Below are 24,993 nucleotides of genomic sequence, written 5' to 3'. Positions count from 1 at the left end.
GCAATCAGCAGGCACTTTTACGGGCAGAGCCGACCAATCAAGATCACTTACGGGTGGGGGGCGGGCGTGTTGTCAGTGGCAGGTGACAGGATGCCTCTCAGCACTGGCTGACGTGCCCGTGGCGGTGGGGGAATCTGCGGTGGCGGACCGTGGGCGGCCCTGACCCGGGCGCCCGCGCGGAAGGGACCGCTGACGGCGATGCAGATCCGGCTTACCGTCGTAGCCCCCGTTGAGGCTGCGACCTCCCCTGTCTGCGACCTCCTGGTCACCGCGCCCACGGGCACCGCGCTCGCCGCGGTCGCCTCCGGTCTGGCCGCGGCCGTCGCGGGCGGCGACGCCCCGTCGTCCGTCCTGTACGCGGGCCACGAGCGGCTCGACGCACAGCGCTGCCTGCTGGGCGAGCCCCCGCTGACGGACGGAGCGGTGCTCTCCCTCGGCGGGCCCTCGGACCCGGGCCCCGACCCCGACTCGGCGGCGGCGCAGCTGCACGTGGTGGCGGGCCCCGACGCCGGCGGCGTCCACCTGCTGCACGGCGGGCAGGTCCGCATCGGGCGCTCCGCCGACGCGGACGTGCCCCTGGACGACCCGGACGTGTCACGGCTGCACTGCGCGGTGACGCTCGCCCCCGACGGCCAGGTCACGGTCGCGGACCTGGGCTCCACGAACGGGACGTCGGCGGAGGGCCGCCCGCTCGGCGAGCGACCCGTCCGCCTGGCCCCCGGCGCCCTGCTGCGCCTCGGCGAATCGGCGCTGCGGGTCGTCGCGGCGGGCGACACGGCCCGCACCGCACCGCTGGCGACGGCGCCCGACGGCGAGGGGCAGGTGCGGGTGGCGCTCGAGGCCGCGGACGCGCCGAAAATGGCGGACACCGGCCCCTCGGCCCACTCCGACGAGACCCGGCACGCCTACGGGGACGCGTCCTGGGGCGCCGCCGGTGACAGCGCGCCCGGGGGCGCGCAGCCCGTCGTACCGGAGCAGGGCGGGGCGCCCGACGTGGAGCGGACGCGGGTCGGCACCCCACCGCGCGGCACCGAGCTGCCCCGCGCCCCGCGCAGGCGCGGCGGTCTGGGGCGGCTGCTGCGGCGCGGCCCGGGACGCGACGAGCGCGACGACCCGTACGGGGAGTACGGCGACGACACCGAGCACGCGCTCCACGAGCCGTACGTGCTGCGCGCACCGCAGCAGGCCGACGCCCCCGGCGACACCGGCACCCCCGCGCCCGCCCCGGCGCCGCACGGCACCGCCGAGACCTGGCCCGACGCCGCGACGCTGCTGCTGACCGCGCTCGGCCCCGGCCCGCGGCTGTGGGAGCGGGGCCCCGGGCACCCCGAGTCGCTGGCCGTCCGCCTCGGCACCGTCGACCGGACGGGCCCCGGCGGGGCCGGTCTGCTGCCCGCGGTCCCGGTGACCGTGGGACTCACCGAGGCCGGGGCGCTGGGGCTCGCGGGACCCCGGGCCCGGCTCGCGGGGCTCGCCCGGTCGGTCGTGGCCCAGCTCGCGGCGCTGCACGCGCCGGACGGCCTGGAGATCGTGCTGATCAGCACGGACCGTTCGCGGCCCGAGCCGCAGCGGGTCGCCGAGTGGTCCTGGCTCGGCTGGCTGCCCCATGTGCGCCCGGCCCACGGACAGGACTGCCGGCTGCTGCTCGCGTACGACCGTGAGCAGGCCGCCGCCCGCACCGGTGAGCTGCTGCGCCGCCTCGACGACCAGGTGTCGGGCCTGCGCCCCGAGCACGGCGTCGCCACCGTCGTCGTCATCGACGGTGATCCGGGCTCCGCGACGCTGCGGGAGGCCACCGTGCGGCTGACCGCCGAGGGGGCCGCGGCCGGGGTCCACGTGGTGTGCCTGGCCGAGACGCCGTCCACCACCCCGGCGTCCCCCGTCGACCGGACTTACGAGGCGGCCTGCGCGCAGAACCCGGCGTTCCGCGCGTGCGGTGCCGTGGCCCTGCTCAGCGGGGACGTGGCGACGTCACTGCGGCTGCACCGGGCCGCGCAGGGGCAGCCCGTCGGGCACGGCACCGTGGCCACGGTGGACGCGGTGTCGCTCGCCTGGGCCGAGCGGTTCGCGCGGGCGCTGGCCCCGCTGCGCACGGACGCGGCGGGGGGCGACGGCGGGCCCGCGCGGGTGTCCGCTCCGCTGCCCCAAGCCGCCCGCCTGCTCGACGAGTTGGGGCTCGCCAGGGCCACCCCGGCTTCCCTCATGGCGCGTTGGGCCGCCGCCTCGGACGATCCCGAATCGCTGGGCGGCCGGGTGTGGGCGGTGCTCGGGGCCGGGCCGCGCGGTCCGGTCGGCGTCGACCTGGCCGCGGACGGGCCGCATCTGCTGGTCGAGGGGCCCTCGGGCAGCGGGCGTACGGAGCTGCTGCGCTCGGTCGCCGCGTCCCTCGCCGCCGCCGAGCGGCCCGACCGGCTCAGCCTCGTCCTCATCGACGGGCAGGGCGGCACGAGCGGCGACCGCGCCGATGGGCTGCGCGTGTGCACCGATCTGCCGCACGTCACGACGCACCTCGCGGCCAACGACCCGGTGCGGATGCGGGAGTTCGCCCAGTCGCTGAGCACCGAGCTGAAGCGGCGGGCCGAGTTGATAGGGCGTACGCACTTCACGGAGTGGCACACCCAGCGCACCGTCGCCGGGCGGCTCGTGGCCCAGCGCAGCGCGCCCGGCTCCGGCGCCGGGGACCTGGAGGCGCCGCCGAGTTCCACGATGCGGCTGCGGCCCGGCGCGGCCCGGGAGAAGACGGAGACGGCGCCGCCGCTGCCGCGGCTCGTGGTGGTCGTGGACGATCTGGACGCGCTGCTCTCTCCGCCGCTCGGCTCGCCGGGGCGGCCCGCCGCGGGGTCCGTGGTGCGCTCCCTGGAGGCCGTGGCGCGGGACGGGGAGCGGCTCGGGGTGCATCTCGTCGCGGCGTTCGCCTCCGGCGGGGCGCCGGGATGGAGCGCCCGGCCGCGGGTGGTGCTCGACGCCGTACGCGGTGGCGGGCCCGAGGATCCGGCGCCGGGGCGCGGGCGGTTGCTCGGGGCCGACGGGCGGGACGTGGAGGTTCAGGCGGGGCGGGTGACCGGGCGGATTCCGCGGACGGCGACGCTGCGGCCCACCGTGGTTCTGCTCGACTGGGCCCGGATGGGGGACCCGCCGGACCGGCGGCCCGTACGTGAACTGGGGAACGGGCCCACGGACTTGGCGTTGCTGGCCAGCGCGCTGGAGCGGGCCGCTCGCTCTGTCTCGGCGCAGGAGGTGCCGTCGCTCCTGTGAGTGCCGGGTGCGGCTTTCGTCGTGGCTGGTCGCGCAGTTCCCCGCGCCCCTGAAAGGCCTGCAGCCTTCAGGGGAAGCTGCGCGCAGCGCATGCTTCAGGGGCGCGGGGAACTGCGCGACCAGCCACCACCCACGCGCACCCGGCAACGCAACCGCACCCGCCACCCCCCGCACCCCCCGGCACCCCCGGAGGAACCCGCGCGGTATCACGACCCCGTCACGATCACCGGCCCAACGGCCCGCGCACCCTTGCCGGTTCTGGCTGGTCGGGCGTAGACCAGAGCGCATTGGACAGCAGGAAAGCGCTCAGTACGTACGTTCAGCCTTCAGGACCAGAACGGGGCAATGATGCGCAGCACTTTTCGGACACCCACGTTTCGCCGAGCCGCCGTGGCCGTGGCCATCGGCTCGCTGACTCTCGCGCTCACCTCCTGCGGTGGCGACGACGACAGCGGGAAGCCGAGCGGGAACACCACCTCGAAATCCTCCGGCTCCGACCTCCAACTCCCCAAACTGGACGGGAAGTCGCTGCAGATAGCCGCCGTGTGGAGCGGTGACGAACAGAAGAACTTCAAGCAGGTGCTCGCGGAGTTCGAGAAGCGGACGGGCGCGAAGGTCACGTTCGTACCGGCGCAGGACCCGATCATCAACTTCATCGGGTCGAAGGTGGCGGGCGGTGCCCCGCCGGACGTGGCGATGCTGCCGCAGCCCGGTGCCATCAAGCAGGCCGTCGACAAGAAGTGGGCCAAGCCGCTGGACCAGAGCGTCCAGGACGAGCTGGCCAAGAACTACAGCCAGGGCTGGCAGGACCTGGGCAAGGTCGACGGGAAGAGCTACGGCTCGTACTACAAGGCGGCCAACAAGTCGCTGATCTGGTACAACGCCCAGTCCTTCGAGGACGCGGCCGCGAAGGTGCCGAAGACCTGGAAGGAGTTCCTGGCGACGTCACAGGCGCTCTCCGACTCCGGGGTCACGCCGATGTCGATCGGCGGGGCCGACGGCTGGCCGCTCACCGACTGGTTCGAGAACATCTACCTCTCGCAGGCGGGTCCGGAGAAGTACGACCAGCTGGCCAAGCACGAGATCAAGTGGACGGACCCGTCGGTCACGAAGGCCCTGACCACGCTCGCCCAGCTGTGGGGCAAGAGCGACTTCGTCGCGGGCGGCAACAAGGCGGCCGTGCAGCTGGAGTTCACCAAGTCCGTCGAGCAGGTCTTCACCGACCCGCCCAAGGGCGCGATGGTCTACGAGGGCGACTTCGTGCAGGTCAACGTGCCGAAGACGGCGAAGGTCGGGACGGACGCGAAGGTGTTCCCGTTCCCCGCGGTCGGCGACCAGCCGCCGGTGGTCAGTGGCGGTGACGCCGCGGTGATCTTCAAGGACTCCCCGGCGGCGCAGGCCCTGGTGAAGTTCCTGGCCTCGCCCGACGCGGCCACCATCCAGGCCAAGCTGGGCGGTTACCTCTCCCCCAACAAGAACGTGGACCTGAGCGCGTACCCGAACGAGGTGCAGCGCACGATCGCCAAGGCGGTCATCGACGCGGGCGACGACTTCCGCTTCGACATGTCCGACCAGACCCCGCAGGCGTTCGGCGGCACGCCCGGCAAGGGCGAGTGGAAGGCGCTGCAGGACTTCCTGACGAACCCGAAGGACGTCGCGGGCACCCAGAAGGCGCTGGAGGCCGAAGCGGCCAAGGCGTACAAGGACTGACGCGGCGATGACCACCCCGGCCGCCGACGGCACCGGCGGCCCGGGTGACTCCGCCACCCCGCCTGCAGGCAAAGGCGTGGTGGCGGCACCCGGGCCCGCCGCCCCCCAGACCCCGGACAGCGCCGGCCCCCGGCGCTTCAAGAGCGTGACCGGTACCCGCAGAACCGTCGCGTTCTTCTTCCTGCTGCCCGCTCTGATCCTGCTCGGCGCGCTCGTCGTGTACCCCATCGGGTACTCGGTGGTGCGCAGCTTCTTCAACGCGTCGGGCAACTCGTTCATCGGGTTCGACAACTACGAGACGCTGTTCACGCGCGCCGACACCAAGGCCGCGATCAACAACAACGTCTGGTGGGTGGTGCTCGCCCCGACGGTGGCCACGGCGCTCGGCCTGATCTTCGCCGTGCTCACCGAACGGATCCGCTGGGGCACCGCCTTCAAACTGATCGTCTTCATGCCGATGGCGATCTCCATGCTGGCCGCGGGCATCATCTTCCGGCTGGTGTACGACCAGGACCCGGAGAAGGGCGCGGTGAACGCGGCCTGGGTCTCGATCCACGACACGTTCGCCGACTCGTCCACGTTCCCGAAGGCGCATCCGCGCCCGAACGGCACGGTGAGCGGCAAGACCGGCGGCCCGTACCTCACCAAGGAACCGGTGAAGGCGGGCACGAACGTGATGCTGCCGCTGGTCGGTGTCGCCGCCGACCAGATGCCCGACGGCGCGAAGCCGGCCAAGCAGCCGACCGCGGATCCCTCGAAGATCACCGGAACGGTCTGGCAGGACTTCACGCTCGGCAAGGGCGCGGGCGGCGTCAACAAGGTCGACGCGACCGAGCTCGGCTACCCGGGCATGCGGATCGAGGCGGTCAAGGACGGCAAGGTGGTGGCCTCCACGACGGCGGCCGCCGACGGCACCTTCACGCTGCCCGCCTCCGCCGACGGGTCCGAACTACGGCTGCCCGCGGCCAACTTCAAGGAGCCGTACAACGGCGTCGAGTGGCTCGGCGACAAGAAGTTCTTCACGATCCACCTGGGCGGCTTCGACCTCTACCTCAACATCGTGACGACCTCGATCATGGTCGCCTACATATGGATGTGGGCGGGCTTCGCCATGGTCCTGATCGGGGCCGGACTCGCCTCCATCCCCCGGGAGTTGCTGGAGGCGGCCCGGGTCGACGGGGCGAGCGAGTGGCAGGTGTTCCGGCGGGTCACGGTGCCGCTGCTCGCGCCGGTGCTCGCCGTCGTGCTCGTCACGCTGATGATCAACGTCCTGAAGATCTTCGACCTGGTCTACATCATCGCGCCGGGCTCCTCGCAGGACGACGCCAACGTACTGGCCCTGCAGCTGTACCTGTCGGCGTTCAACGAGGGCGACGTGGGCCTGGCCAGCGCCATCGCGGTGCTGCTCCTGCTGCTCGTGATCCCGGTGATCTGGTTCAACCTGAGGCGACTGAGGCAGGAGGAGCGGCGATGACCACGGCCACCCGGGGCGACGGCGCCGTGAAGGCCGAACGGTCTCTCGCGGCCCGGATCGGCGAGAAGGTCAGCGGCGGTGTGCTGCAGTTCGTGCTCATCCTGGTCGGCGCGCTGTGGCTGGTGCCGACGGTGGCGCTGCTGCTGTCGTCGCTGCGCACACGGGACGACATGTCGGCGAGCGGCTGGTGGAAGGTGTTCACCGAGCCGTCGCAGCTGACCTTCCAGAGCTACAGCAACCTGCTGGAGAACTCCGACATCACCAAGTCCCTGCTCAACACCATTCTGATCACGGTCCCCGCGACGCTCCTGGTGATCGTGATCGGCTCGCTGGCCGGGTACGCGTTCGCGTGGATGGAGTTCCCGGGCCGCGACTGGTGGTTCCTGCTCGTGGTGGGGCTGCTCGTGGTGCCGGTGCAGCTGGCCCTGGTGCCGATCGCCAAGCTCTTCGGCAGCCTCGGCATCTTCGGCTCGCTGAGCGGGGTGATCCTCTTCCACGTCGGCTTCGGCCTCCCGTTCGCGGTGTTCCTGCTGCGGAACTTCTTCGCGGAGATCCCGCGCGAACTCCTGGAGGCGGCACGGCTGGACGGCGCCGGCGAGGTGCGGCTGTTCGTGCGGGTGGTGATGCCGCTCGGCGCCCCGGCGATCGCCTCGCTCGGCATCTTCCAGTTCCTGTGGGTGTGGAACGACATGCTGGTCGCGCTGATCTTCACGGACGCCGGCAACCAGCCGATCACGGTCGCCCTGCAGAGCCAGGTGCGGCAGTTCGGCAACAACGTGGACGTGCTCGGTCCCGGTGCGTTCATCTCGATGATCATCCCGCTGGCCGTGTTCTTCGCGTTCCAGCGACAGTTCGTCTCGGGCGTGATGGCGGGTGCCGTGAAGTAGCCGCCGAGAGCGCATTGTTGAGGGGCGGTGCCGGAGTCAGGCGCCGCCCCTCGGCACGTACGGGAGGCGTTCCCCCGTATGCCACATCCGGCGTAACCCGCCCGCCGGGTCGGCCGTTCCCGGGCAGAATGCCCGCGCCGACCCATGGATGTGTCACCTTGCCCCGGTTCAGTGTCATCGTCCCCGTGTTCAGGGTGCAGGCGTACCTGCACGAGTGCCTCGCCTCGGTCCTGGAGCAGTCCTTCACGGACCTCGAAGTGATCGCGGTGGACGACTGCTCGCCGGACGCGTGCGGGGAGATCATCGACGAGTTCGCGGCGCGCGACTCCCGGGTGAAGGCCGTGCACCTCGACGAGAACGTGGGCCTCGGCCGCGCCCGCAACGCCGGGCTCCGGCACGCCACCGGCGACTACGTCCTCTTCCTCGACAGCGACGACACCTTCGCGCCGGGCGCGCTGCACGCGATCGCGGACCGCATCAAGGAGACGGGCTCCCCCGACGTCCTGCACTTCGACTACGCGCGCACGTTCTGGGACGGCCGCGAGGTCCGCAACCAGTTCGCGCACCTGCTCTCGCAGGAGGGCCCCGCGCCCTTCCAACTGGCCGAGCGACCAGCCCTGTTGAGGATCCTGATGGTGGTCTGGAACAAGGCCTACAACCGGGAGTTCATCGAGCGGGAGGGGTTCTCGTTCCCTCCCGGCTACTACGAGGACACTCCGTGGACCTACCCAGTGCTGATGGCCTCCGAGACCGTCGCGACCCTCGACCGGGTCTGCGTCCACTACCGACAGCGCAGGCAGGGCAACATCCTCGGCACGACGACCGCCAAGCACTTCGACATCTTCGACCAGTACGAGCGCGTCTTCGACTTCCTCGACCAGCACCCCGACCTGGACGAGCGGTGGCGCCCGGTCATGTTCCGGCGCATGGTCGACCACCTGTCCACGATCTTCACCAAGAGGGGCCGGCTGCCGCGCCGCAGCCGCGCCGAGTTCCTGCGCAGATCCCGTGCGCACTACGCCCGTTACCGGGTGCCCGGGGCGCGCGTCCCGCTCCGCACACGGCTTCGGCACGCCCTCGTCCGCCTCGGCTCGCACCGCACGTACCGCGCCCTGTGGACGGCACTGCGCGTCAAACAGCGGGCGAGCCGGTACGCGGCCACGGCCCGCCGCACCCTCAGGGCCGCCGCCCTGCAACTCCACTACCGCGTCCAACTGCGGCTCCCCGTCCGGGAGAACGAGGCGGTCTTCACCAGCTACTGGGGCCGGGGCCACGGCTGCAACCCGGGCGCCCTGGAGGAGGCGTTCCGTGAGCACGCCCCGCAGGTGCGCACGGCGTGGATCGCGGCGCCCGAGCACCACCACACCATTCCGACGGCGACGCGGCGGCTGACGCCCGGCACGGCCGCGTACTGGACGGCGCTCGCCCGCTCCAAGTACCTGGTCAACAACGTCAACTTCGACCGCCGCCTGGTCAAGCGCCCCGGCCAGGTACTGGTCCAGACCCAGCACGGCACCCCGCTGAAGAAGATGGGCCTGGACCTCCAGGACCATCCGGCGGCGGCCCGCGGCACGGACTTCGGGCAGCTGCTGCGCAGCGTCGACAAGTGGGACTACGTCCTGTCCTCCAACCGCCACTCCACCCTCGTGTGGGAGCGGGTCTTCCCGTCCTCGTACACGACGCTCGAATACGGCTACCCGCGCAACGACCGCCTGCGGAAGGCGACTTCGCAGGAGATCGCCCGCATCCGCGAGACCCTCGGCATCCCGCGCGAGGCGACCGCGATCCTGTACGCGCCCACGCACCGGGACTACCGGATCACCCAGCGCCTGACGCTCGACCTGGAGCGGATGCTGCGCACACTCGGCCCGCGCTTCGTGATCCTCACCCGCGCCCACCACGCGTACGCCGAACCGCTGGCGCGCGCGGCGGGCGGCCGCCTCATCGACGTGTCGGACCACCCGAGCATCGAGTCCCTCTGCCTCGCCGCGGACGCGCTCGTCACGGACTACTCGTCCGTGATGTTCGACTACGCCTGCCTGGACCGCCCGATCGTCATCCACGCCGACGACTGGGAGGCGTACGAGGCCGCCCGCGGCACCTATTTCGACCTGCGTTCCTTCCCGCCCGGCGCGATCGCCAGGTCCGAGGACGAACTGATCGACATCTTCGCCACCGGGCACTGGCGCGGCTCGCGCTCCGCGCAGCTGCGGACCGCGTTCCGCGAGCGCTTCTGCGGATACGACGACGGGCGCGCGGGCGAGCGCGTCGTCCGGCACCTGGTGTTCGGCGAGACGGCGTCCGCCGCGGCGCCCGGCGCCGGTGTGCCCCGCCAGAGCACCGAGGTTTCCGCTCCGTCCCCCACGAACATCTGAACCGCATCGACACGGGAGTTGATCATGCAGCACGAGTCCCACGTACTGCCGCGCCCGGCCGGCCTCGACGACGTGAAGGGCTGGTTCCACAACATCGACCAGGTGCTCTTCGACTGGTTCCTGACGCGCCAGCGCGAGCGCGGCCAGCAGGGCGACCTGCTCGAACTCGGTGTCTACCTGGGCAAGAGCGCCATCTTCATGGGCCAGTACCTGGAGGAAGGGCAGACGTTCACGGTCTGCGACCTGTTCGACTCGCCCGCGGACGACGCGGCGAACGACAAGGAGATGAACAAGTCGTACAGCTCCCTCACGCGCACCGCGTTCGAGGCCAACTACCGGGCGTTCCACGATGAGTTGCCGGTGGTGGTGCAGGGCCCCTCGCACGTCATCACGGAGCGCGTCGAGCAGGGCAGCTGCCGTTTCGTGCACGTCGACGCCTCGCATCTGTACGAGCACGTGCACGGCGACATCGCGGCGGCCCGTGAGCTGCTCGGCGAGGACGGCATCGTGGTCCTCGACGACTTCCGGGCCGAGCACTGCCCGGGCGTGGCCGCGGCCACCTGGGGCGCCGTCGCGACGACGGGCCTGAAGCCCCTGTGCATCACCGCCACCAAGTTCTACGGCACCTGGGGCTCCTTCGAGCCGGTCCGCACCGAGCTCGGCGGGATGCTCTCGGGGCGCAAGGACTTCTGGCACGGGGCCGAGGAGGTCGCCGGGCACTCGATGATCCGCATCGACGGACGCAAGGCGCGCATCCCGGCCCAGCCGAAGTCCCGGTACGAGAAGGAGCGCGGGCCCGCGACCGCGGCGGCCGGCTCGCCGGTGACCGCGCCCAGGCGGCTGCTGCGGTCGCTGATCGGGCGGTAGCCGCAGCTCCCGGGAGCTACCGCTCCAGCAGGGCGAAGAGGTCCTCCCACATCTCCAGGACCCGCTCCTCGGAGAACCGCTGCACGTTCACCCGGGCGCGGTCCCCCATCGCGTCCCGCATCCGGGGATTGCCGGTCAGCCGCAGCAGGCGGTCGGCGAGCGCGTCGAGGTCGCCGAGGGGGGCGAGGAGGCCGTCCTCCCCGTCCCGCACGATCTCCCGCACCCCCGGCGCGCAGTCGAACGCCGCGCAGGGCACCGCGCTCGCCATCGCCTCCATCAGGGCGAGCGGGAACCCTTCGCCGCGCGATGACTGCACGAACACGGAGGAGGTGGCGAGGGCGCCGGGCACGTCGTCGGTCCGGCCGAGCCACCGCACGGATCCGTCGAGCCCCGACTCGGTGCACTGGCGCCGCAGTTGGGGCTCGTCCGCGCCGGCCCCGTACACGTGCAGCTCCCAATCGGGGCGCAGCGGTGCGACCTTGGCCCAGGTGTCGAGGAGCATGTCGACGCCCTTCTGGTCGGCGAGGCGGCCGATGGAGCCGACGACGTTCGCGGTGCGCGGGGAGGGGACGGCGGGGAGGTGGGCGAGGGCGTTGGGCATGGCGCCGACGTTGTTCAGGCCCTCGGCGGTCCAGCGGTCGGCGTCCTCCTGGGTGAGGGCGAGCCAGCGGTCGACGTGCGGGTAGTGCCGCTTCACCCAGTCGTAGCGGTGGCAGGCCCGGGTGTACGCGAACGACTCGTGGCTCATGCCGATGACGGTGAGGTGCGCGGTGTCGATCTCGCGCAGCCACTCCATGGGCCACACCTGGGTGACGACCACGACGGAACCGGCCGGGGCCGCGCCGAGGAGGGCGTCGAGCTTGGCGACGGCCACCTTCTTCGCGGCGATCCGGCGGGCCTCGCGGCGCCGGGCCCGGACGCTGAAGCGGCGGCGGCCGCGCATGGGGCGCGCGGTGAGCGGGTGGCTCGGGTACAGGGCGGTGACCGGGTAGTCGGGCCGCTCGGGCACGGCCATCTTCAGGTCGGACTCGTGGACGCCGATGACGTGTACGCGGTGCCCGGCGGAGCGGAACAGCCGGGCCATCTGGTGGGTCCAGGCGGTGACGCCGCCCAGTTCGTCGGTGGTGTTGGCGACGAGGAAGAGGTCCCGGCTCATCAGCTGCCCGTCCTTCGGGTGAAGAGGGCGTCGACGACGGCGCGGGCGGCCCCCCCGTCGTCGTAGCGCCCGAACTCGGCGGCGAACGCGCGCCGCGCCTCCTGCCAGTCGGCGTCGCTCTCCTTGATCCCGGCGAGCGTGCGGTGCAGCGCGTCCTGCGTGTCGACGACCGGACCACCGGCCCGGGCCCGCAGGTCGAAGTAGCTGCCGCGTTCGGCCGCGTACGTGTCGAGGTCGGGGGCGAAGTGCACGATCGGGCGGTCCAGGAGCGCGTAGTCGAACATGATCGACGAGTAGTCGGTGACCAACACGTCGGCGAGACAGAGGAGTTCACTGACGTCGTGGTGGCGGGAGACGTCGACGACGGCGCCGGGCGCGGTGACGGGCAGGGTCGCCGTCTCCATGTAATGGGCGCGCACGAGGAGGGTGTGGGTGTCGCCGAACCGCTCGGCGAACTCTCTTACGTCCAGCAGTAGTTGTGCCTGCTTGCCGCCCGGTGCGCCGCGGAACGTGGGCGCGTACAGGACGATCGTCCTGTGGTCGGGGATGCCGAGCGCGGCGGCGAGGGCGGGGCGTGGGAAGCGGCCTTCGCGTTCGTCGCGCCCGCGGGCCTCCACGAGCCGGTCGTTGCGGGGGTAGCCGATGCGCATCAGCCGCTCCTCGGGGATGCGGTAGGCGCGGGCGAGGGTGTTCACGTCGTGCTCGGAGCGGACGAGGAACTTGTCGAACCGGCCCACCGCGCGGGCGAGTTGCTCGCGCTGCGGGGCGTTCTGCGTCTTGTGGCGGATCTCGTCGTGGCCCATCCGCTTGTACGCGGAGCCGTGCCAGGTCTGGAGGTACGTGGTGTGCCGCGGCTTGTCGAGGGCGTGCGGGAAGCCCTGGTTGTCGACCCACCACTCGGCGCGGGCGAGCGCCCACAGGTAGCGCCAGGACCAGCGGCGCACCAGTTTGGCGTCCTTCGGGAAACCGGTGGGGTCGTCCGCGTACGACCACACGACGCGGGCGCCGCGGCGGCGGGCGAGGAGTTCCTCGTGGACGGCGCGGGGGCTGTCGCCGTAGCACGTGCCCATGTGGCTCTCGAAGACGACGGTGCCGCGGCTGACGGGGAGCCGGCGCAGCAGGTGACGGTAGACGCGGGTCTTGGTGCGCCGGCTGTGCAGGGCCCGGTACACCTCGCGCAGGGCGTGCCGGACGCGGTCGACACGGCGATGGCTCAGCAGCCGACGGGCTTGCGTGGCAAGGGAGTTGGCGGCGCGGGCGGGCAGGCCGCGCGCGGTCAGGGACAGCGCCAGATGGTGGGAGGCGGTGCTGCGCGGCTGCCAGGTGTCGGCCGTCAGGCGGGTCAGCCGGGGGCGCGCGGGGAGGCCCGCGGTGTCGGCGGGCAGGGCGTCCGGTTCGGTGTACAGCGGCAGCGGGGGCAGCCGTACGCCGTCGACGGCGAGGAGCAGGCACGGCTCCCGGTCGCGGTCGCCGATGCCGCGCGGGCGCAGCACGGCGCCGAGGGGGACGGCGGCCCGCCACACGAGGCCGTCCGCGGTGAGCCGCACGTCGTCGACGGGCACGGTCGCCCGGCCCCCGGTGAAGCCGAACTCGGCGGTGAGGGCCGCGGCCCGCTCGCCGTTCAGGACGTCGGGCGGCAGCGCCACCGCGCCCTCGACGACGAGCCGGCCGCCCTCGGGGGCGCAGCGGGTGACGCGGTTGAGCGGCACGAGGGCGCTCACGTCCAGGTGCTGGAGGCCGAGTTCCGTGATGTCGTACGCGGCGCCGGTCCGCTCCGCGCTCCAGTACACGCGGCCGTCGCGGCGCAGCGGCGCGGTGACGACGGTGCCGGGCCGCGCCAGGGCGTACGCGGCGTCGCGCACCCCGTCCGCGTCGCCGTCGGCCAGCAGCGACACGGCGACGCGCTCCACGGGCGGCAGGGCGTGCAGCGCGTCGCCGTCGACGAGGCCGTCCAGCAACGGGGCGTACTCAGCTGCGAGTTGGTGCCGTTCGTCTCGACACAGGCCGAGGAAGGCGCGGGCGCAGGGCAGCACCTGGTCGAGGAGGAAGGCGTGCGCGCGGGCGGCCCGCAGCCGGGGATCGGTGAGCAGGGACAGCGCGTGGCGCTGCGCCGCGACGGCGGCCGGTAGCTCGCGCAGCGGGTCGGGGGCGGCGCGGCCGGTGACGACGAGGTTCGGGACGAGGGCGATCCGGCTCGCGGCGAGCGCGAGCGCGAGGCCCGACCGGGCGCCGAGAACTCCCCCGGCCACCCCGTGCGCCCACGCGCGGCGCACGCCGAAGCCGGCGTCGAGCGCGTCCCGCGTCACCAGTTCCGGCGCGTCGGCCGGGTCCGTCACGACCCGCGACCTGCCGTACAGGTCCGCCTGCCACCCGGGCGCCGACCGCGCCGAGCCGTCGCCGGCCGACCGGGTCCAGCGGCCCGCGACCAGGTCGGCGCCGGTGCGCCGGGCGGCGGCGTACAGGTTGCGGCAGGCGTTGCGCTCCAGGAGTTCACCGGGGGCGAGCGGCACGACGTACGTGCCGCGGGGCGCCCCGGTGCCGACCCGGTGGGGGTGGTCGGCGGCGAGGGCGGCGCCGTGCTCCCCGACGCCGTCGCCGGTGAGGACGGCCTCGCTGCGGGCCAGGGTCTGGTCGAGGACGGAGTCGACCGTGGCCCGCAGCCGCGCCGGGTGCGTGCCCGCGGGGCAGGCCACCACCACGCTGACGTCGAACGGATCGCCCCCGGCGCCGCTCACAGCCCGCCCCCTGCCGGGCCGTGGGCGAGCATCGCGTCGACGACCTGGGCCGCGGCGGTGCCGTCGTCGAGGTCGCAGAACGCCTCGCGGAACCGCTCGTAGGCGTCCCGGTGCCCGGCGACGGCGGCGTCCGCGTCGAGCAGCGCGGCGATCACCTCGTCGCTGCTGCGCAGCAGGGGGCCGGGCGCCTGGGCGGCGAAGTCGAAGTAGAAGCCACGCAGGGTGTCGCGGTAGTGGTCGAGGTCGTACGTGTGGAAGACCATCGGCCGGCCGGTCTGCGCGAAGTCGAACATCATCGACGAGTAGTCGGTGACCAGCACATCGGCGATCAGCAGGAGTTCGGCCGCGTCGGGGTGGCGGCTGACGTCGCGGACGAACTCGGTGACGGGCAGCGCGCCGCCGACCATGTAGTGGCGGCGCACCAGCAGGACGTGCTCGTCGCCGAGGGCCGCCTCGGCCGCCTCCAGGTCGAGCTGGAGGTCGAGGCCGTACTTGCCGGAGGTGCGGGGCTGGTTCTCGCGCCAGGTCGGCGCGTAGAGGATGACGCGCTTGCCCTCGGGGATGCCGAGCCGCTCGCGGACGGCGGCGGCGAGCTTGTCGCGGTCGGGGGCGCGCAGCAGGTCGTTGCGCGGGTAGCCCGAGGCGAGGACGTCGCCGGTGTAGCCGAAGGCGCCGCGCAGCACGGGCGTGGAGAAGCTGTTCGGGGAGACGAGCAGCGACCACTGGTCGGCGCGGGCGGGCAGGGTGGCGATGTACTTCGGGTTGGCGGAGACGCTGCCGGCGATGTCGCGGCCGATCCGCTTGAGCGGGGTGCCGTGCCAGGTCTGGACGACGTACTGTCCCTCGGCCCGCTCGAACCACTCGGGCAGCTGGGTGTTGGTGACGATGTAGCGGCTGCGGGCCAGCGCCTCGTGCCACTCGGCGCTCCACAGGGCGACGGGCGTGGCGCCCGGCGGCAGCTCCACCTGCTGGTCGCGGACGACCCACAGGTGCTCCAACTCGGTTCCACGTGCCATGAGTTCGGCGTGCACGGCGCGCGGCGAGTCGGAGTACTGGCGGCCGTCGAAGCTGATGTGCAGGACGGTGTCGCGGCGGGGCAGGGTGCGCCAGGCGGCGTACCGCTCGCGCAGCGCGGCCTGGGCGCCGCGCCCCCGGTCCGACTCGGCGAGCGAGGAGCCCGAGACGATCAGGAGCTGGTCGTGGCGGCGGCGCCGCACGGTGAAGTCCCGGCCGCGCAGGGTCCGTACGAGCGGCAGCTCCGCGTGCCGGGCGGGGGCGACCAGGACCGGCACCCGGTGGTCGGGGTCGCTGTCGCCGGGCTCGCGCAGATACGGCTGCCAGGCGCCTTCGAGGAGCGGCAGGACGCCCGCGGGGCCGTCCACGGCGTGCGGGCGCACGAGCGCCTCGAAGCGGCCGTCGGCGACGGTGACCGGGAGCACGGCCTCCTCGCCGTGGCCGTCGTGCACGAGGACCAGCTCGCGGGCGCCGGGCGCCGGGTAGCTGCCCGCGAGGAGCAGGTGCCCGGGTTCGCGGCAGTCCCCGCAGACCCGGCAGTCGGCCTCGGCGCACTCCTCCCAGCGGACGGTGTCGACGACGGGGCGCACGGTCTGGTCGCGCAGTTCGGTGTTGCCCGACGGGTTGGCGAGCACCATCAGTTCGCGGCCGCCGCCGAGGCCGTAGCGGCCGGGCGCGATGTCGGGGCGCACGGCGAGCGGGGTCACCTTGCCGCCGCGCAGGACCAGGGTGGCGCCCCAGGGATCGGCCACGTCCTCGGCGCCGCCGAACAGGGCGAGCGGGACGTCCGCGGTGAAGGTGCGGCCGGACGCGGTCACGGGCAGGTCGTGGAACTCCTTGGACCGCCAGTTCTGGACGCGGACGGCGACCGGATCGCCCGGCGCGCCCGGCGCCGTCTCGCCCTCGACGCGCAGGACGTCCCCGGCCCGGGTGTGCGCGACGAGCCGCGCCCCGGGGCGCTCCACGCGCAGTCGCAGGCGTCCCGCGTCGAGGGTGGGCACGACCCGCAGGAAGTCGTCGAGCTGGCGGACCGGCAGCGGGCAGCCGCCGCCCATGCGGACCGGTCCGGTGCGCGGCAGCAGGCTGCCCGCGTACGCGCCGAGCTCCAGGTTCCAGGTGGTGCTGGCCCGTGCGGTGACGAGCCTGGCCGGGTCGACGACGGTCTCGAAGCCGGCGCGGTCGTAATTGTGCATTCCCTGGCGGGAGTTGAGGGTGGCCTCGCGGGAGCGCACGGTCTGCAGCCGCAGCGGCACCGCCCGCCGCCTGCCGGCCCGCAGCCAGGCGACGCGGGCGCGGGCGGCCAGCCGGCCCGCGGGCATGTTCCGTACGTAGGCGTAGCCCTTGAGCCGCAGCTTGCCGTCCTCGCCCCAGACGGCCTGGGTGATACGGGCGTTGAGCGGCAGTTCGGAGGTGGCGAGTCCGGCGACCGCGCGCGGCAGCGGCGTGCCGAGCGCCGGGAAGTCGGCGCGGCGGCCGCGCAGTCCGCGGCGGGCGCGGAAGGTGCCCGGGTTGGCCTTCTCGTACGCCATGAACGCCAGCAGGTCGGTCATCCGGCGCTCGCGGACCAGGTGCCAGCGCACGCGCAGGCTGAGCGGCAGCTCGTCGACGACGCCCGGATCGACCGTGTCCAGGAAGGAGTTGGCGTGGTCGAGGAACGCCTCGTGGTAGTCGGCCGCGCCGTCCGGCAGTGCCTCCATGAACAGCCACAGGTCGCTGGACAGGACGCTGGAGTCGTAGCGCCGCTTGGCCTCCCGCCACTTGTCGTGCCCGTCGAGGAAGCGGCTGACCGAGGCGCAGGATTCGGTGCGGTCGCGGACGGCGCGGGGCTGGGCGCGGCGGGTGGTGATGGAGCCGTCGCGGTCGCGCCACAGGTAGACGGTGTCGCTGAGGACGTCGACGCCGCGGGCGAGGAAGTGGGCGGGCAGCACGGTGGGGATGTCCTCGAAGAGGACGCCCTCGGGGAAGGCGAAGGAGTTGTTCTCCCAGAAGTCGCGCCGGAACACCTTGTTGCAGGCGATGCGGTCGACGAGCAGGTCCCAGTCGCGGGTGACGTGGGTGGCGGTGCGGGTGGTGGCCATCGGCTTGCGGAACATGGGGGACTGCGCCTCGACGCCGTTCGCGCGCAGCCGGAAGACGTTGCCGGTGGCGAAGTCGGAGCCGGACTCCGCGAGGCTGTCCAGCATCAGTTCGTAGGCGCCGACGGGGATCACGTCGTCGCTGTCCACGAACGCCAGGTGGGTGCCGCGGGCGTGCCGGGCGCCCGCGTTGCGGGCGGCGCCGAGCCCGGCGTTGGCCTGCTCCACGAGCCGGAACCGGTCGTCCCGTTCGGCGAAGTCGCGCGCGATCTCTCCGCTGCCGTCGGTGGAGCCGTCGTCGACCATGACGACTTCCAGGTCACGCACGGTCTGCGCCGACAGCGACTCCAGGCATGCGCCGAGGTACTCCTCGACGTTGTAGATGGGGACGACAACGGTGAGTCGGGGTGTCATGCGCTGCGCACATTCCTTCCGGCGAACGGCGATGGGTGTACGCGTTAACAACCGGTGCCGTTGACGCCGGTCACCCCGCATGGGCCATATGGGTGACCGTTCATCCGGCGCGGGCCCAGCGGCGCCGGGCGGGCTCCTCGACGTAGGTGTACGCGGCCCAGGACAGGGCGACGACGACGGTCGCGACGCCGATCAGGGTGAACACGTTCCGGTCGCCGGGCACGGCGCGTCCCCATCGCTCGACGATCAGCCGGTCGACGGTCTGGTGCAGCAGATAGAAGGCGTACGACCAGGTGCCGAGCCGCACCATGAACGGCGCGCAGAGCCGGCCGCGCCGCCCGTCGCGCTCGCGCTGCGTGCAGGCGACGATGACGAGCACCGAGAAGAGGGCGACGAACGGCCGTACGGACGCGTCCAGTTGACCGGCCACCCCTGCCGGGAGCCAGGCGTCGCGGTGGACGTACACGACGGTGTACGCGGCGAAGACGACGGCAAGCGGCCCGGGCCGCACGGGGACGCGCAGCCCGCGCCCCACCGCCACCGCGAGCGCGAGTCCGAGCGCGAACTCGGGCAGCCGGGCCAGCGGGTGCCGCATCAGCCACTCGGCGTGGAAGGGCGAAAGGTGCGTCGAGGCCCACCGGTTGACGCCCCACATGGCGACGAGACCGGCCGCGGCGAGCGCCAGCAGCGTCCGCGTACGCAGCCGGTAGGCACCCCGGATGACGAGCGGGAACAGCAGATAGAAGAACGCCTCGACGCTCAGCGTCCACGACACGCCGTTGCCCGGGAACATCGGGACGACGCCCGGGAACCAGGTCTGCACGAGGACCAGCGAGGCCAGGAGACTCGGCAGGTCCCACGGCACGCCGCCCCACACGTGGAACACCCACAGACACGGCAAGGTCGCCGCGAGATGCAGCGGCAGGACGCGGGCCGCGCGCCGCCGGTAGAAGACCCGCGCGGGCGTCCCCGACCGGTGCCCCCAGGCCAGCAGGAACCCGGACAGGACGAAGAAGAACCCGACCCCGTAGACCCCCATCGTCGAGTACGGGAACAGCAAGGGCGCGTGCGCGACGCCGCCGGCCGCGCTCGCCCCCGTGAAGTGGTGCGTGAACACGGCGAACGCGGCGAGGAAGCGCAGCCCGGTGAGCGAGTCGAGCCGGTCACTGCGCGGCACACGGGCCCGCTGCCGCAGCGGCGACTGGCGCGGGACGAGCGCGGTCGTCATCACAGGGCCTTCCGGGCGACGGCGGGCATGAGCGGGGCCGGCGGCGGATTCGGCGTGGCGAGCGGGATGGGCCGGGCCGAGGTGCCGGGGCCCGGGAGCGGCACACGGGGGGCCGGCCCCGGAGCGGGAGCGGGGACGGTCGCGGGCCGCGCATCGCGGCGGATCGTCGCCGGCGCCACCCGCGACAGCGGTGCGCCTGGCGTGGCGAGCGGGATCGGACGGGCCGAGGTGCCGGGGCCGGGGAGCGGTGGGGCGGTGCGCGGCGCGGACGTCAGGGCGCGGGCCGGGGTCAGGCGGGCCCCGCAGTCGCCGAGTCGGCCGCGCTCGTGGTGCTTCTCGTGGCGCATCCGGTCGATACGGGGCTTCGCCCATTGCCGTACGGCGTCGATACGGCGCTGCCCGCCGGGGACCGCGGCGGCCAGGACCCAGTCGCCGCCGTTCTCCTCGCGGTACAGCGGCACGTAGCCGGCCGCGCTCAGCCGGGCCGGGGTGAGACCCGTCCTGCCGGGCCAGGCGGCGTGGGCGTGGATCAGTTCGGGGCGGACCTCCCGCAGGACGTAGCGGGTGAGCGCGGCCTTGTCCCCGGCCGCGTACGCGTCGGCGATCCGGCGGTCGGTGAGCCCGGCGACGTCCACGACCCGGAGCCGGCTGCTGAGCAGGGTGCCGCCGAGGTCGGGCAGCGCGGCGACGGCCCCGGGGCCCAGGGCGAGCCGGTCCGCGTAGCTGTCGAAGGTGCGGCCGTACCGGTCGGCGACCCAGCACATGGACAGGGTCGGCTCACGGCGGAACCCGGCGCCCTGTTCCTGCTGCCCGGCGAGGGAGAGGGTGAGCGCCCCGGCCAGGGCGCAGCCGAGCAGCAGCCGGGCCCTTGGCCGGGCCCCGGCGAAGGCGCCGGTGAGGGCGAGTGCGGCGACGGCGGAGCCGAGCACCCACACCGGGGTGGCGAACCGGTACAGCGGCATCCAGTCCGGCGCGAGCGCCCCGTACGCGAGAAGGGTGAGCCCGAGCGGCACGCACAGCACGGCGACGGCGCGCCGCGGCGGTCCCGGCCGGGCCACGACGACGCCCGCGCAGCCGACGCAGACGAGGACGAACGCCCACCCCGCGTAGCCGAGCAGTTCGCCGACCTTCCCCAAGTCGGCCAGATCCGGTGCCTGTTGGGCCTTGGCGACAGCCGTGTTGGGCACCCAGCGGCCGAACGTGGCATGCCGCCACCACAGGAACACCCCGTAACCGGCCGCGAAGCCGGCGCAGTTGACAAGAGCCCAGCGCACGGCGCCACGGCCGCGCAGCAACAGCGCGGTGAGCGGGTACGCGGCGGCGAGCACGGCCCCGTCCGGCCGGGTCAGCGCGGCAAGCAGCGCGAGACCGGCGGCGGCGCAGGCGGGACCGGGCGCGGCGAGCCGGGCGGCGCCGCGCACGAGCAGCGCGCCGAGGGCCGCGGCGGCGAGACCGTACAGCGCGTTCTCCAGGCCGGAGAAGCTCCACACCACGTACGCGTGATCGGCCGCGAGCAGCGCGCCCGCGGCGAGCACCGCGATCCACGCCCGCCCGGCGAGCGCGGCACGGGCCACGACCGCGACACAGGCGAGCGTCCCCGCGACACAGGCGAGGGCGAGCGCCTTCGGGAAGAGGACGAGGTCGCTGATCCCGAACCAGGCCCCGCGGTCGAGGAGTCCGAGCGCCCGGCCGGCCACCAGCAGCGCGAGCCACGCCGGGTTGGAGTACCCCTCGACGGGCCCGGCCCCCGGCTGCTGCACGAAGCCGTGCCCCTCCCCCACACTGCGGGCGTAGGCGAAGGTGACGGCGGCGTCGTCGACGATCCACTGCCCGAGCCGGGCCGCCCGGAGCCCGACGAGGAGCGTTCCGGCGAGCACGGCGACGGGCACCGACCAGCCCGGCACCACCCGGTCCGGCCGCTCCTGCCGCTGCGGCCGCCCCGGTGGCGCCTCGGGGTGACGGGCCGTGGGGACGGCGGACCGGGGCGGCGCCGGGGGCCGGTTCAAGATCTTCATCCAGGGTCCAACCCCGGCGGGCCGCCGGGGTCACTGCCCCTGAGCCACCCGGGGGACCGTCACCCGTACGGGCCAGCGACAGTGACCGGCGAACGGCGGGCGGGTTGAGACCTGTTGTCGTTCCCGCACTACACGCAAGGAGGCCTGCACATGCGGCCGTTGAGCATCGAAGGCGCCTGGGTCAGTGAGCCGCGCATCTTCACGGACAGCCGTGGCAGCTTCCACGAGTGGTTCAAGGAGGAGGACTTCACCACGGCCACCGGCGCGGGACCGGTCCTCGCGCAGGCCAACTGTTCCGTCTCCGCCCGCGGCACGCTGCGCGGCATCCACTTCGCGGACGTGCCGCCCGGCCAGTCCAAGTACGTCAAGTGCGTGCGCGGCGCGGTCCTGGACGTGATCGTCGACGTCCGTACCGGCTCCCCCACGTACCGCCGCTGGGAGGCGGTCCGCCTCGACGACTCCACGCACCGCAGCGTGCACCTCGCCGAGGGCCTGGGCCACGCCTTCATGGCGCTCACCGACGACGCGACGGTCGTCTACCTGTGCTCCACCGGTTACGCCCCGATGCGCGAGCACGGCATCCACCCGCTCGACCCCGAACTCGCCATCGCCTGGCCCGGGGACGTGACCCCGCTGCTCTCGGACAAGGACGCGGCGGCCCCCACGCTGGCCGAGGCCGAACGCGGGGGCCTGCTTCCCTCCTACGAGGACTGCGCCGCCTGGCAGCGCGAACGCGCGGGCGGGCAGACGCCTATCCCCGCACAGCAGTAAGTCCGCGCTCGGCGGCGAGCAGGGCGGGGAAGGCCGCGGCGAGCCGGCCCCGCCAGTCGCCGATCGGGTCGAGCCCCGCGGCCCGCCACCGCTCGTGCCCGAGCACGCTGTACGCGGGCCGGGGCGCGGGCCGCACGAAGGCGTCGCTGGTCGTGGCCCGCACCCGCGCCGGATCCGCGCCGAGCAGCCGGAACGTCTCGCGGGCCAGGTCGCACCAGGTGCCCTCGCCGCCGCTCGTGCCGTGGTAGGCGCCCGGGGCCGCGGTCCCGGCGAGCGCGGCCCGGCCGAGCCCGAGCAGCTGCCCGGCGAGGTCGGCGCTCCACGTGGGCTGCCCGCGCTGGTCGTCGACGACGTCGAGGGTGTCCTTCACGCCCTCCAGACGGATCATGGTCCGTACGAAGTTGGCCCCGCCCGCGCCGTACAGCCACGCGGTCCGCACCACGTACCCGCGCTCGGGCAGAGCCGCGAACACGGCCTGCTCACCGGCGAGTTTGGTCCGTCCGTAGGCGGTGCGCGGCGCGGGGACCGTGGCCTCCGCGTACGGGCTGCGGGCGTCGCCCGCGAAGACGTAGTCGGTGGAGACGTGCAGCAGGGCCGTGTCCGGGCGCTGCGCGCAGGCGGCGGCGAGGGTCTCGACTGCGGCGCCGTTCACCCGCAGCGCGTCGGCCTCCCGCGTCTCGGCGTCGTCGACGGCGGTCCAGGCGGCGCAGTTGACGACGGCGGAGGGCGCGAGGCGGGTCAGCGCGTCGGCGACCGCGGAGCCGTCCGTCAGGTCCAACTCGCCTCTGCCGAGGGCGACATGGGCGATTCCCTCGCGCGCGAGCAGCGCGGTGACGTCCTGTCCCAGCATGCCGCCCGCCCCGACGACCAGCCAGGTTCCCCGGGCGCTCACAGCGCGGCCCGTCCGAGCAGCGGCTCCCACCAGGAGCGGTTCTCGCGGTACCAGTCCACGGTCTCGGCGAGCCCGGTCTCGAAGTCCTTGCCCGGTACGTAGCCGAGCTCGTCGCGGATCTTGGCGCAGTCGACCGAGTAGCGGCGGTCGTGCCCCTTGCGGTCCTCGACGTGGTCGACCCGGCTCCAGTCCGCGCCGCACCGCTCGATCAGCAGCTCGGTGAGGCGCCGGTTGGTGAGCTCCGTGCCGCCGCCGATGTTGTAGACCTCGCCGGCCCGGCCCCCGGTGCGTACGAGCTCGATGCCCTGCACGTGGTCGTCGATGTGCAGCCAGTCGCGGACGTTGAGCCCGTCGCCGTACAGCGGCACCCGGCCGCCGTCCAGGAGGCGGGTGATGAACAGCGGGATCATCTTCTCGGGGAAGTGGTGGTGCCCGTAGTTGTTGGAGCAGCGCGTCACCCGGACGTCGAGACCGTGGGTGCGGTGGTAGGAGAGCGCCATCAGGTCGGCGGACGCCTTGGAGGCCGCGTAGGGCGAGTTGGGGGCGAGCGGGTCGGTCTCCGGCCAGGAGCCCTCGTCGATCGATCCGTACACCTCGTCCGTGGAGATGTGCACGAACGTGCCGAGCCGGTGGCGCAGCGCGGCGTCGAGGAGCACCTGGGTGCCGAGGACGTTGGTGCGCACGAAGGCGTCCGCGCCCTGGATCGAGCGGTCGACGTGCGACTCGGCCGCGAAGTGCACGACCTGGTCGTGTTCGGAGACCAGCTTGCCGACGAGTTCGGCGTCGCCGATGTCGCCGTGGACGAAGTGGAAGCGGGAGTCGGCGCGCACCTCGTCGAGGTTGGCCGGGTTGCCCGCGTAGGTCAGCTTGTCGAGGACGGTCACGGCCGCCACGTCGGCGGCGCCGTGCGGCCCGAGCAGCGTACGGACGTAGTGGGAGCCGATGAATCCGGCGCCGCCGGTGACGAGGATGCGGGGGGAGCGCGTCATGCGGAGATCTGCACCTTGCTGTGGTCGCCGAGCACCAGGCGGTGCGCGGCCGGGATGTGCGGGGCGGGGGTGATCTGGACGTCGCGTCCGATCAGCGAGGACTCGACGCGGCCCACGCCCTGCAGCGAGGAGCCGGACAGCACGATGGAGTACTCGATCTCGCTGTCCGCGATCCGGCAGTTCTCGGCGATCGACGTGGACGGCCCGATGTAGGAGTTCTCCACCGTCGTGCGCGGGCCGATGATCGCGGGGCCGACGATCCGGGACGAGCGCACGGTGGCGCCCTCGCCGATGTGCACCCGGCCGATGATCTCGGTGTCGTCGGCGACGGTCCCCTCGCAGACGGGATCGAGGAGTTCGAGCACGGACCGGTTCACCTCCAGCATGTCGACGACGTTCCCGGTGTCCTTCCAGTAACCGGAGATGACGGTGGAGCTGACCTCGCGCCGCTCGTCGATGAGCCACTGCAGCGCGTGCGTGATCTCCAGCTCGCCGCGCTGGGACGGCTTGATGGAGCGGACGGCCTGGTGGATCGCCGGGGTGAAGAGGTAGACGCCGACGAGCGCGAGATCGCTGCGCGGGTTCTCCGGCTTCTCCTCCAGGCTCACCACCCCGCCCTGCGCGTCGAGTTCGGCCACGCCGAAGGCGCGCGGATCGGGCACCTGGGTCAGCATGATCTGGGCGTCGGGCCGGGTGGTGCGGAACTGGGCCACGAGATCGGTGATGCCGCCGACGATGAAGTTGTCGCCGAGGTACATCACGAAGTCGTCGTCGCCGAGGAAGTCCCGCGCGATCAGGACGGCGTGGGCGAGGCCGAGCGGCTGGTCCTGGCGGATGTAGCTGACGTCGAGCCCGAACCGCGATCCGTCGCCGACGGCCGCCTCGATCTCGTCGGCGGTGTCGCCGACGATGATGCCCGTCTCGGTGATCCCCGCCGCGGCGATCGACTCGAGCCCGTAGAAAAGCACGGGCTTGTTGGCGACCGGGACGAGTTGTTTGGCCGAGGTATGCGTGATGGGACGCAGCCGGGTGCCGGCGCCGCCGGAGAGTACAAGTGCCTTCACTGTGCCTGTCCTTCGCACTGGGGCCGGATGAACGGTGAATGGCGGCAGGTGAGTCCGCCGGGTGGCAGTGGG

Annotated in this window: 15 protein-coding genes; 7 read left to right on the top strand and 8 right to left on the bottom strand. The window is 73.2% G+C overall.

Annotated elements, in window-relative coordinates; genetic code table 11:
• Nucleotides 1-198 precede the first annotated feature (198 nt).
• The 6 genes from B072_RS0111255 (at nucleotide 199) to B072_RS0111230 (ending at nucleotide 10,568) form a co-directional block, all read left to right on the top strand.
• Nucleotides 199-3,255 carry an FHA domain-containing protein gene (locus tag B072_RS0111255; protein WP_018530042.1) on the top strand — a complete coding sequence of 1,019 codons (3,057 nt, stop codon included), beginning with the start codon at nucleotides 199-201 and terminating at the stop codon, nucleotides 3,253-3,255.
• 345 nt (nucleotides 3,256-3,600) lie between these two features.
• Entirely contained in the window at nucleotides 3,601-4,965 is a 1,365-nt protein-coding gene (locus tag B072_RS0111250) for an ABC transporter substrate-binding protein (protein ID WP_202538765.1), read from the top strand.
• A 7-nt stretch (nucleotides 4,966-4,972) separates the two neighbouring features.
• Nucleotides 4,973-6,439 (top strand): carbohydrate ABC transporter permease, encoded by a 1,467-nt coding sequence (locus B072_RS0111245; RefSeq protein ID WP_018530040.1) that lies wholly within the window; start codon nucleotides 4,973-4,975, stop codon nucleotides 6,437-6,439.
• Complete coding sequence (locus B072_RS0111240; RefSeq protein ID WP_018530039.1) at nucleotides 6,436-7,326, top strand: carbohydrate ABC transporter permease; 891 nt, start codon at nucleotides 6,436-6,438, stop codon at nucleotides 7,324-7,326. The genes B072_RS0111245 and B072_RS0111240 overlap by 4 nt, the downstream gene beginning before the upstream one ends.
• A gap of 158 nt (nucleotides 7,327-7,484) precedes the next feature.
• Nucleotides 7,485-9,701: a bifunctional glycosyltransferase/CDP-glycerol:glycerophosphate glycerophosphotransferase gene (locus B072_RS0111235; protein ID WP_018530038.1), complete on the top strand. Its 2,217-nt coding sequence runs from the start codon at nucleotides 7,485-7,487 to the stop codon at nucleotides 9,699-9,701.
• Between the two features lie 24 nt (nucleotides 9,702-9,725).
• Nucleotides 9,726-10,568, top strand: coding sequence for a class I SAM-dependent methyltransferase (locus B072_RS0111230; RefSeq protein ID WP_018530037.1), 843 nt, complete (start codon nucleotides 9,726-9,728; stop codon nucleotides 10,566-10,568).
• A 16-nt stretch (nucleotides 10,569-10,584) separates the two neighbouring features.
• On the opposite strand, the gene B072_RS0111225 is transcribed toward B072_RS0111230, so the two are convergent.
• The 5 genes from B072_RS0111225 to B072_RS42965 all read right to left on the bottom strand — a co-directional run bounded on the left by B072_RS0111225 (nucleotide 10,585) and on the right by B072_RS42965 (nucleotide 21,205).
• Nucleotides 10,585-11,724 (bottom strand): glycosyltransferase, encoded by a 1,140-nt coding sequence (locus B072_RS0111225; protein WP_018530036.1) that lies wholly within the window; start codon nucleotides 11,722-11,724, stop codon nucleotides 10,585-10,587.
• Nucleotides 11,724-14,459: a bifunctional glycosyltransferase/CDP-glycerol:glycerophosphate glycerophosphotransferase gene (locus B072_RS0111220; RefSeq protein ID WP_018530035.1), complete on the bottom strand. Its 2,736-nt coding sequence runs from the start codon at nucleotides 14,457-14,459 to the stop codon at nucleotides 11,724-11,726. The genes B072_RS0111225 and B072_RS0111220 overlap by 1 nt, the downstream gene beginning before the upstream one ends.
• Nucleotides 14,456-17,962 carry a bifunctional glycosyltransferase/CDP-glycerol:glycerophosphate glycerophosphotransferase gene (locus tag B072_RS0111215; protein ID WP_018530034.1) on the bottom strand — a complete coding sequence of 1,169 codons (3,507 nt, stop codon included), beginning with the start codon at nucleotides 17,960-17,962 and terminating at the stop codon, nucleotides 14,456-14,458. Before B072_RS0111215 ends, B072_RS0111220 begins: the two co-directional genes overlap by 4 nt.
• 100 nt (nucleotides 17,963-18,062) lie before the next feature.
• The gene (locus B072_RS0111210; RefSeq protein ID WP_018530033.1) at nucleotides 18,063-19,190 is read right to left on the bottom strand and encodes an acyltransferase family protein; all 1,128 of its coding nucleotides are present in this window, start codon (nucleotides 19,188-19,190) and stop codon (nucleotides 18,063-18,065) included.
• A complete protein-coding gene (locus B072_RS42965; RefSeq protein WP_158689181.1) occupies nucleotides 19,190-21,205 on the bottom strand; it encodes a hypothetical protein in 2,016 nt (671 codons plus the stop codon). The genes B072_RS0111210 and B072_RS42965 overlap by 1 nt, the downstream gene beginning before the upstream one ends.
• Before the next feature lie 150 nt (nucleotides 21,206-21,355).
• On the opposite strand from B072_RS42965, the gene B072_RS0111195 reads away from it, so the two are divergent.
• Nucleotides 21,356-21,976, top strand: coding sequence for a dTDP-4-dehydrorhamnose 3,5-epimerase family protein (locus tag B072_RS0111195; RefSeq protein ID WP_018530031.1), 621 nt, complete (start codon nucleotides 21,356-21,358; stop codon nucleotides 21,974-21,976).
• Here the strand turns inward: B072_RS0111195 and rfbD are convergent.
• Genes rfbD through B072_RS0111180 form a run of 3 tightly spaced genes read right to left on the bottom strand, consistent with a single transcriptional unit; the run spans nucleotide 21,957 to nucleotide 24,921 of the window.
• Entirely contained in the window at nucleotides 21,957-22,868 is a 912-nt protein-coding gene (rfbD, locus tag B072_RS0111190) for a dTDP-4-dehydrorhamnose reductase (RefSeq protein ID WP_018530030.1), read from the bottom strand. The genes B072_RS0111195 and rfbD overlap by 20 nt on opposite strands.
• Nucleotides 22,865-23,857: a dTDP-glucose 4,6-dehydratase gene (gene rfbB / locus B072_RS0111185; RefSeq protein ID WP_018530029.1), complete on the bottom strand. Its 993-nt coding sequence runs from the start codon at nucleotides 23,855-23,857 to the stop codon at nucleotides 22,865-22,867. Before rfbB ends, rfbD begins: the two co-directional genes overlap by 4 nt.
• The gene (locus B072_RS0111180; protein ID WP_018530028.1) at nucleotides 23,854-24,921 is read right to left on the bottom strand and encodes a glucose-1-phosphate thymidylyltransferase; all 1,068 of its coding nucleotides are present in this window, start codon (nucleotides 24,919-24,921) and stop codon (nucleotides 23,854-23,856) included. Before B072_RS0111180 ends, rfbB begins: the two co-directional genes overlap by 4 nt.
• Nucleotides 24,922-24,993 lie beyond the last annotated feature (72 nt).

The organism is Streptomyces sp. HmicA12, assembly GCF_000373565.1.
Taxonomy (GTDB): Bacteria; Actinomycetota; Actinomycetes; order Streptomycetales; family Streptomycetaceae; genus Streptomyces.
This window is presented reverse-complemented; position numbering and strand designations above follow the sequence as displayed.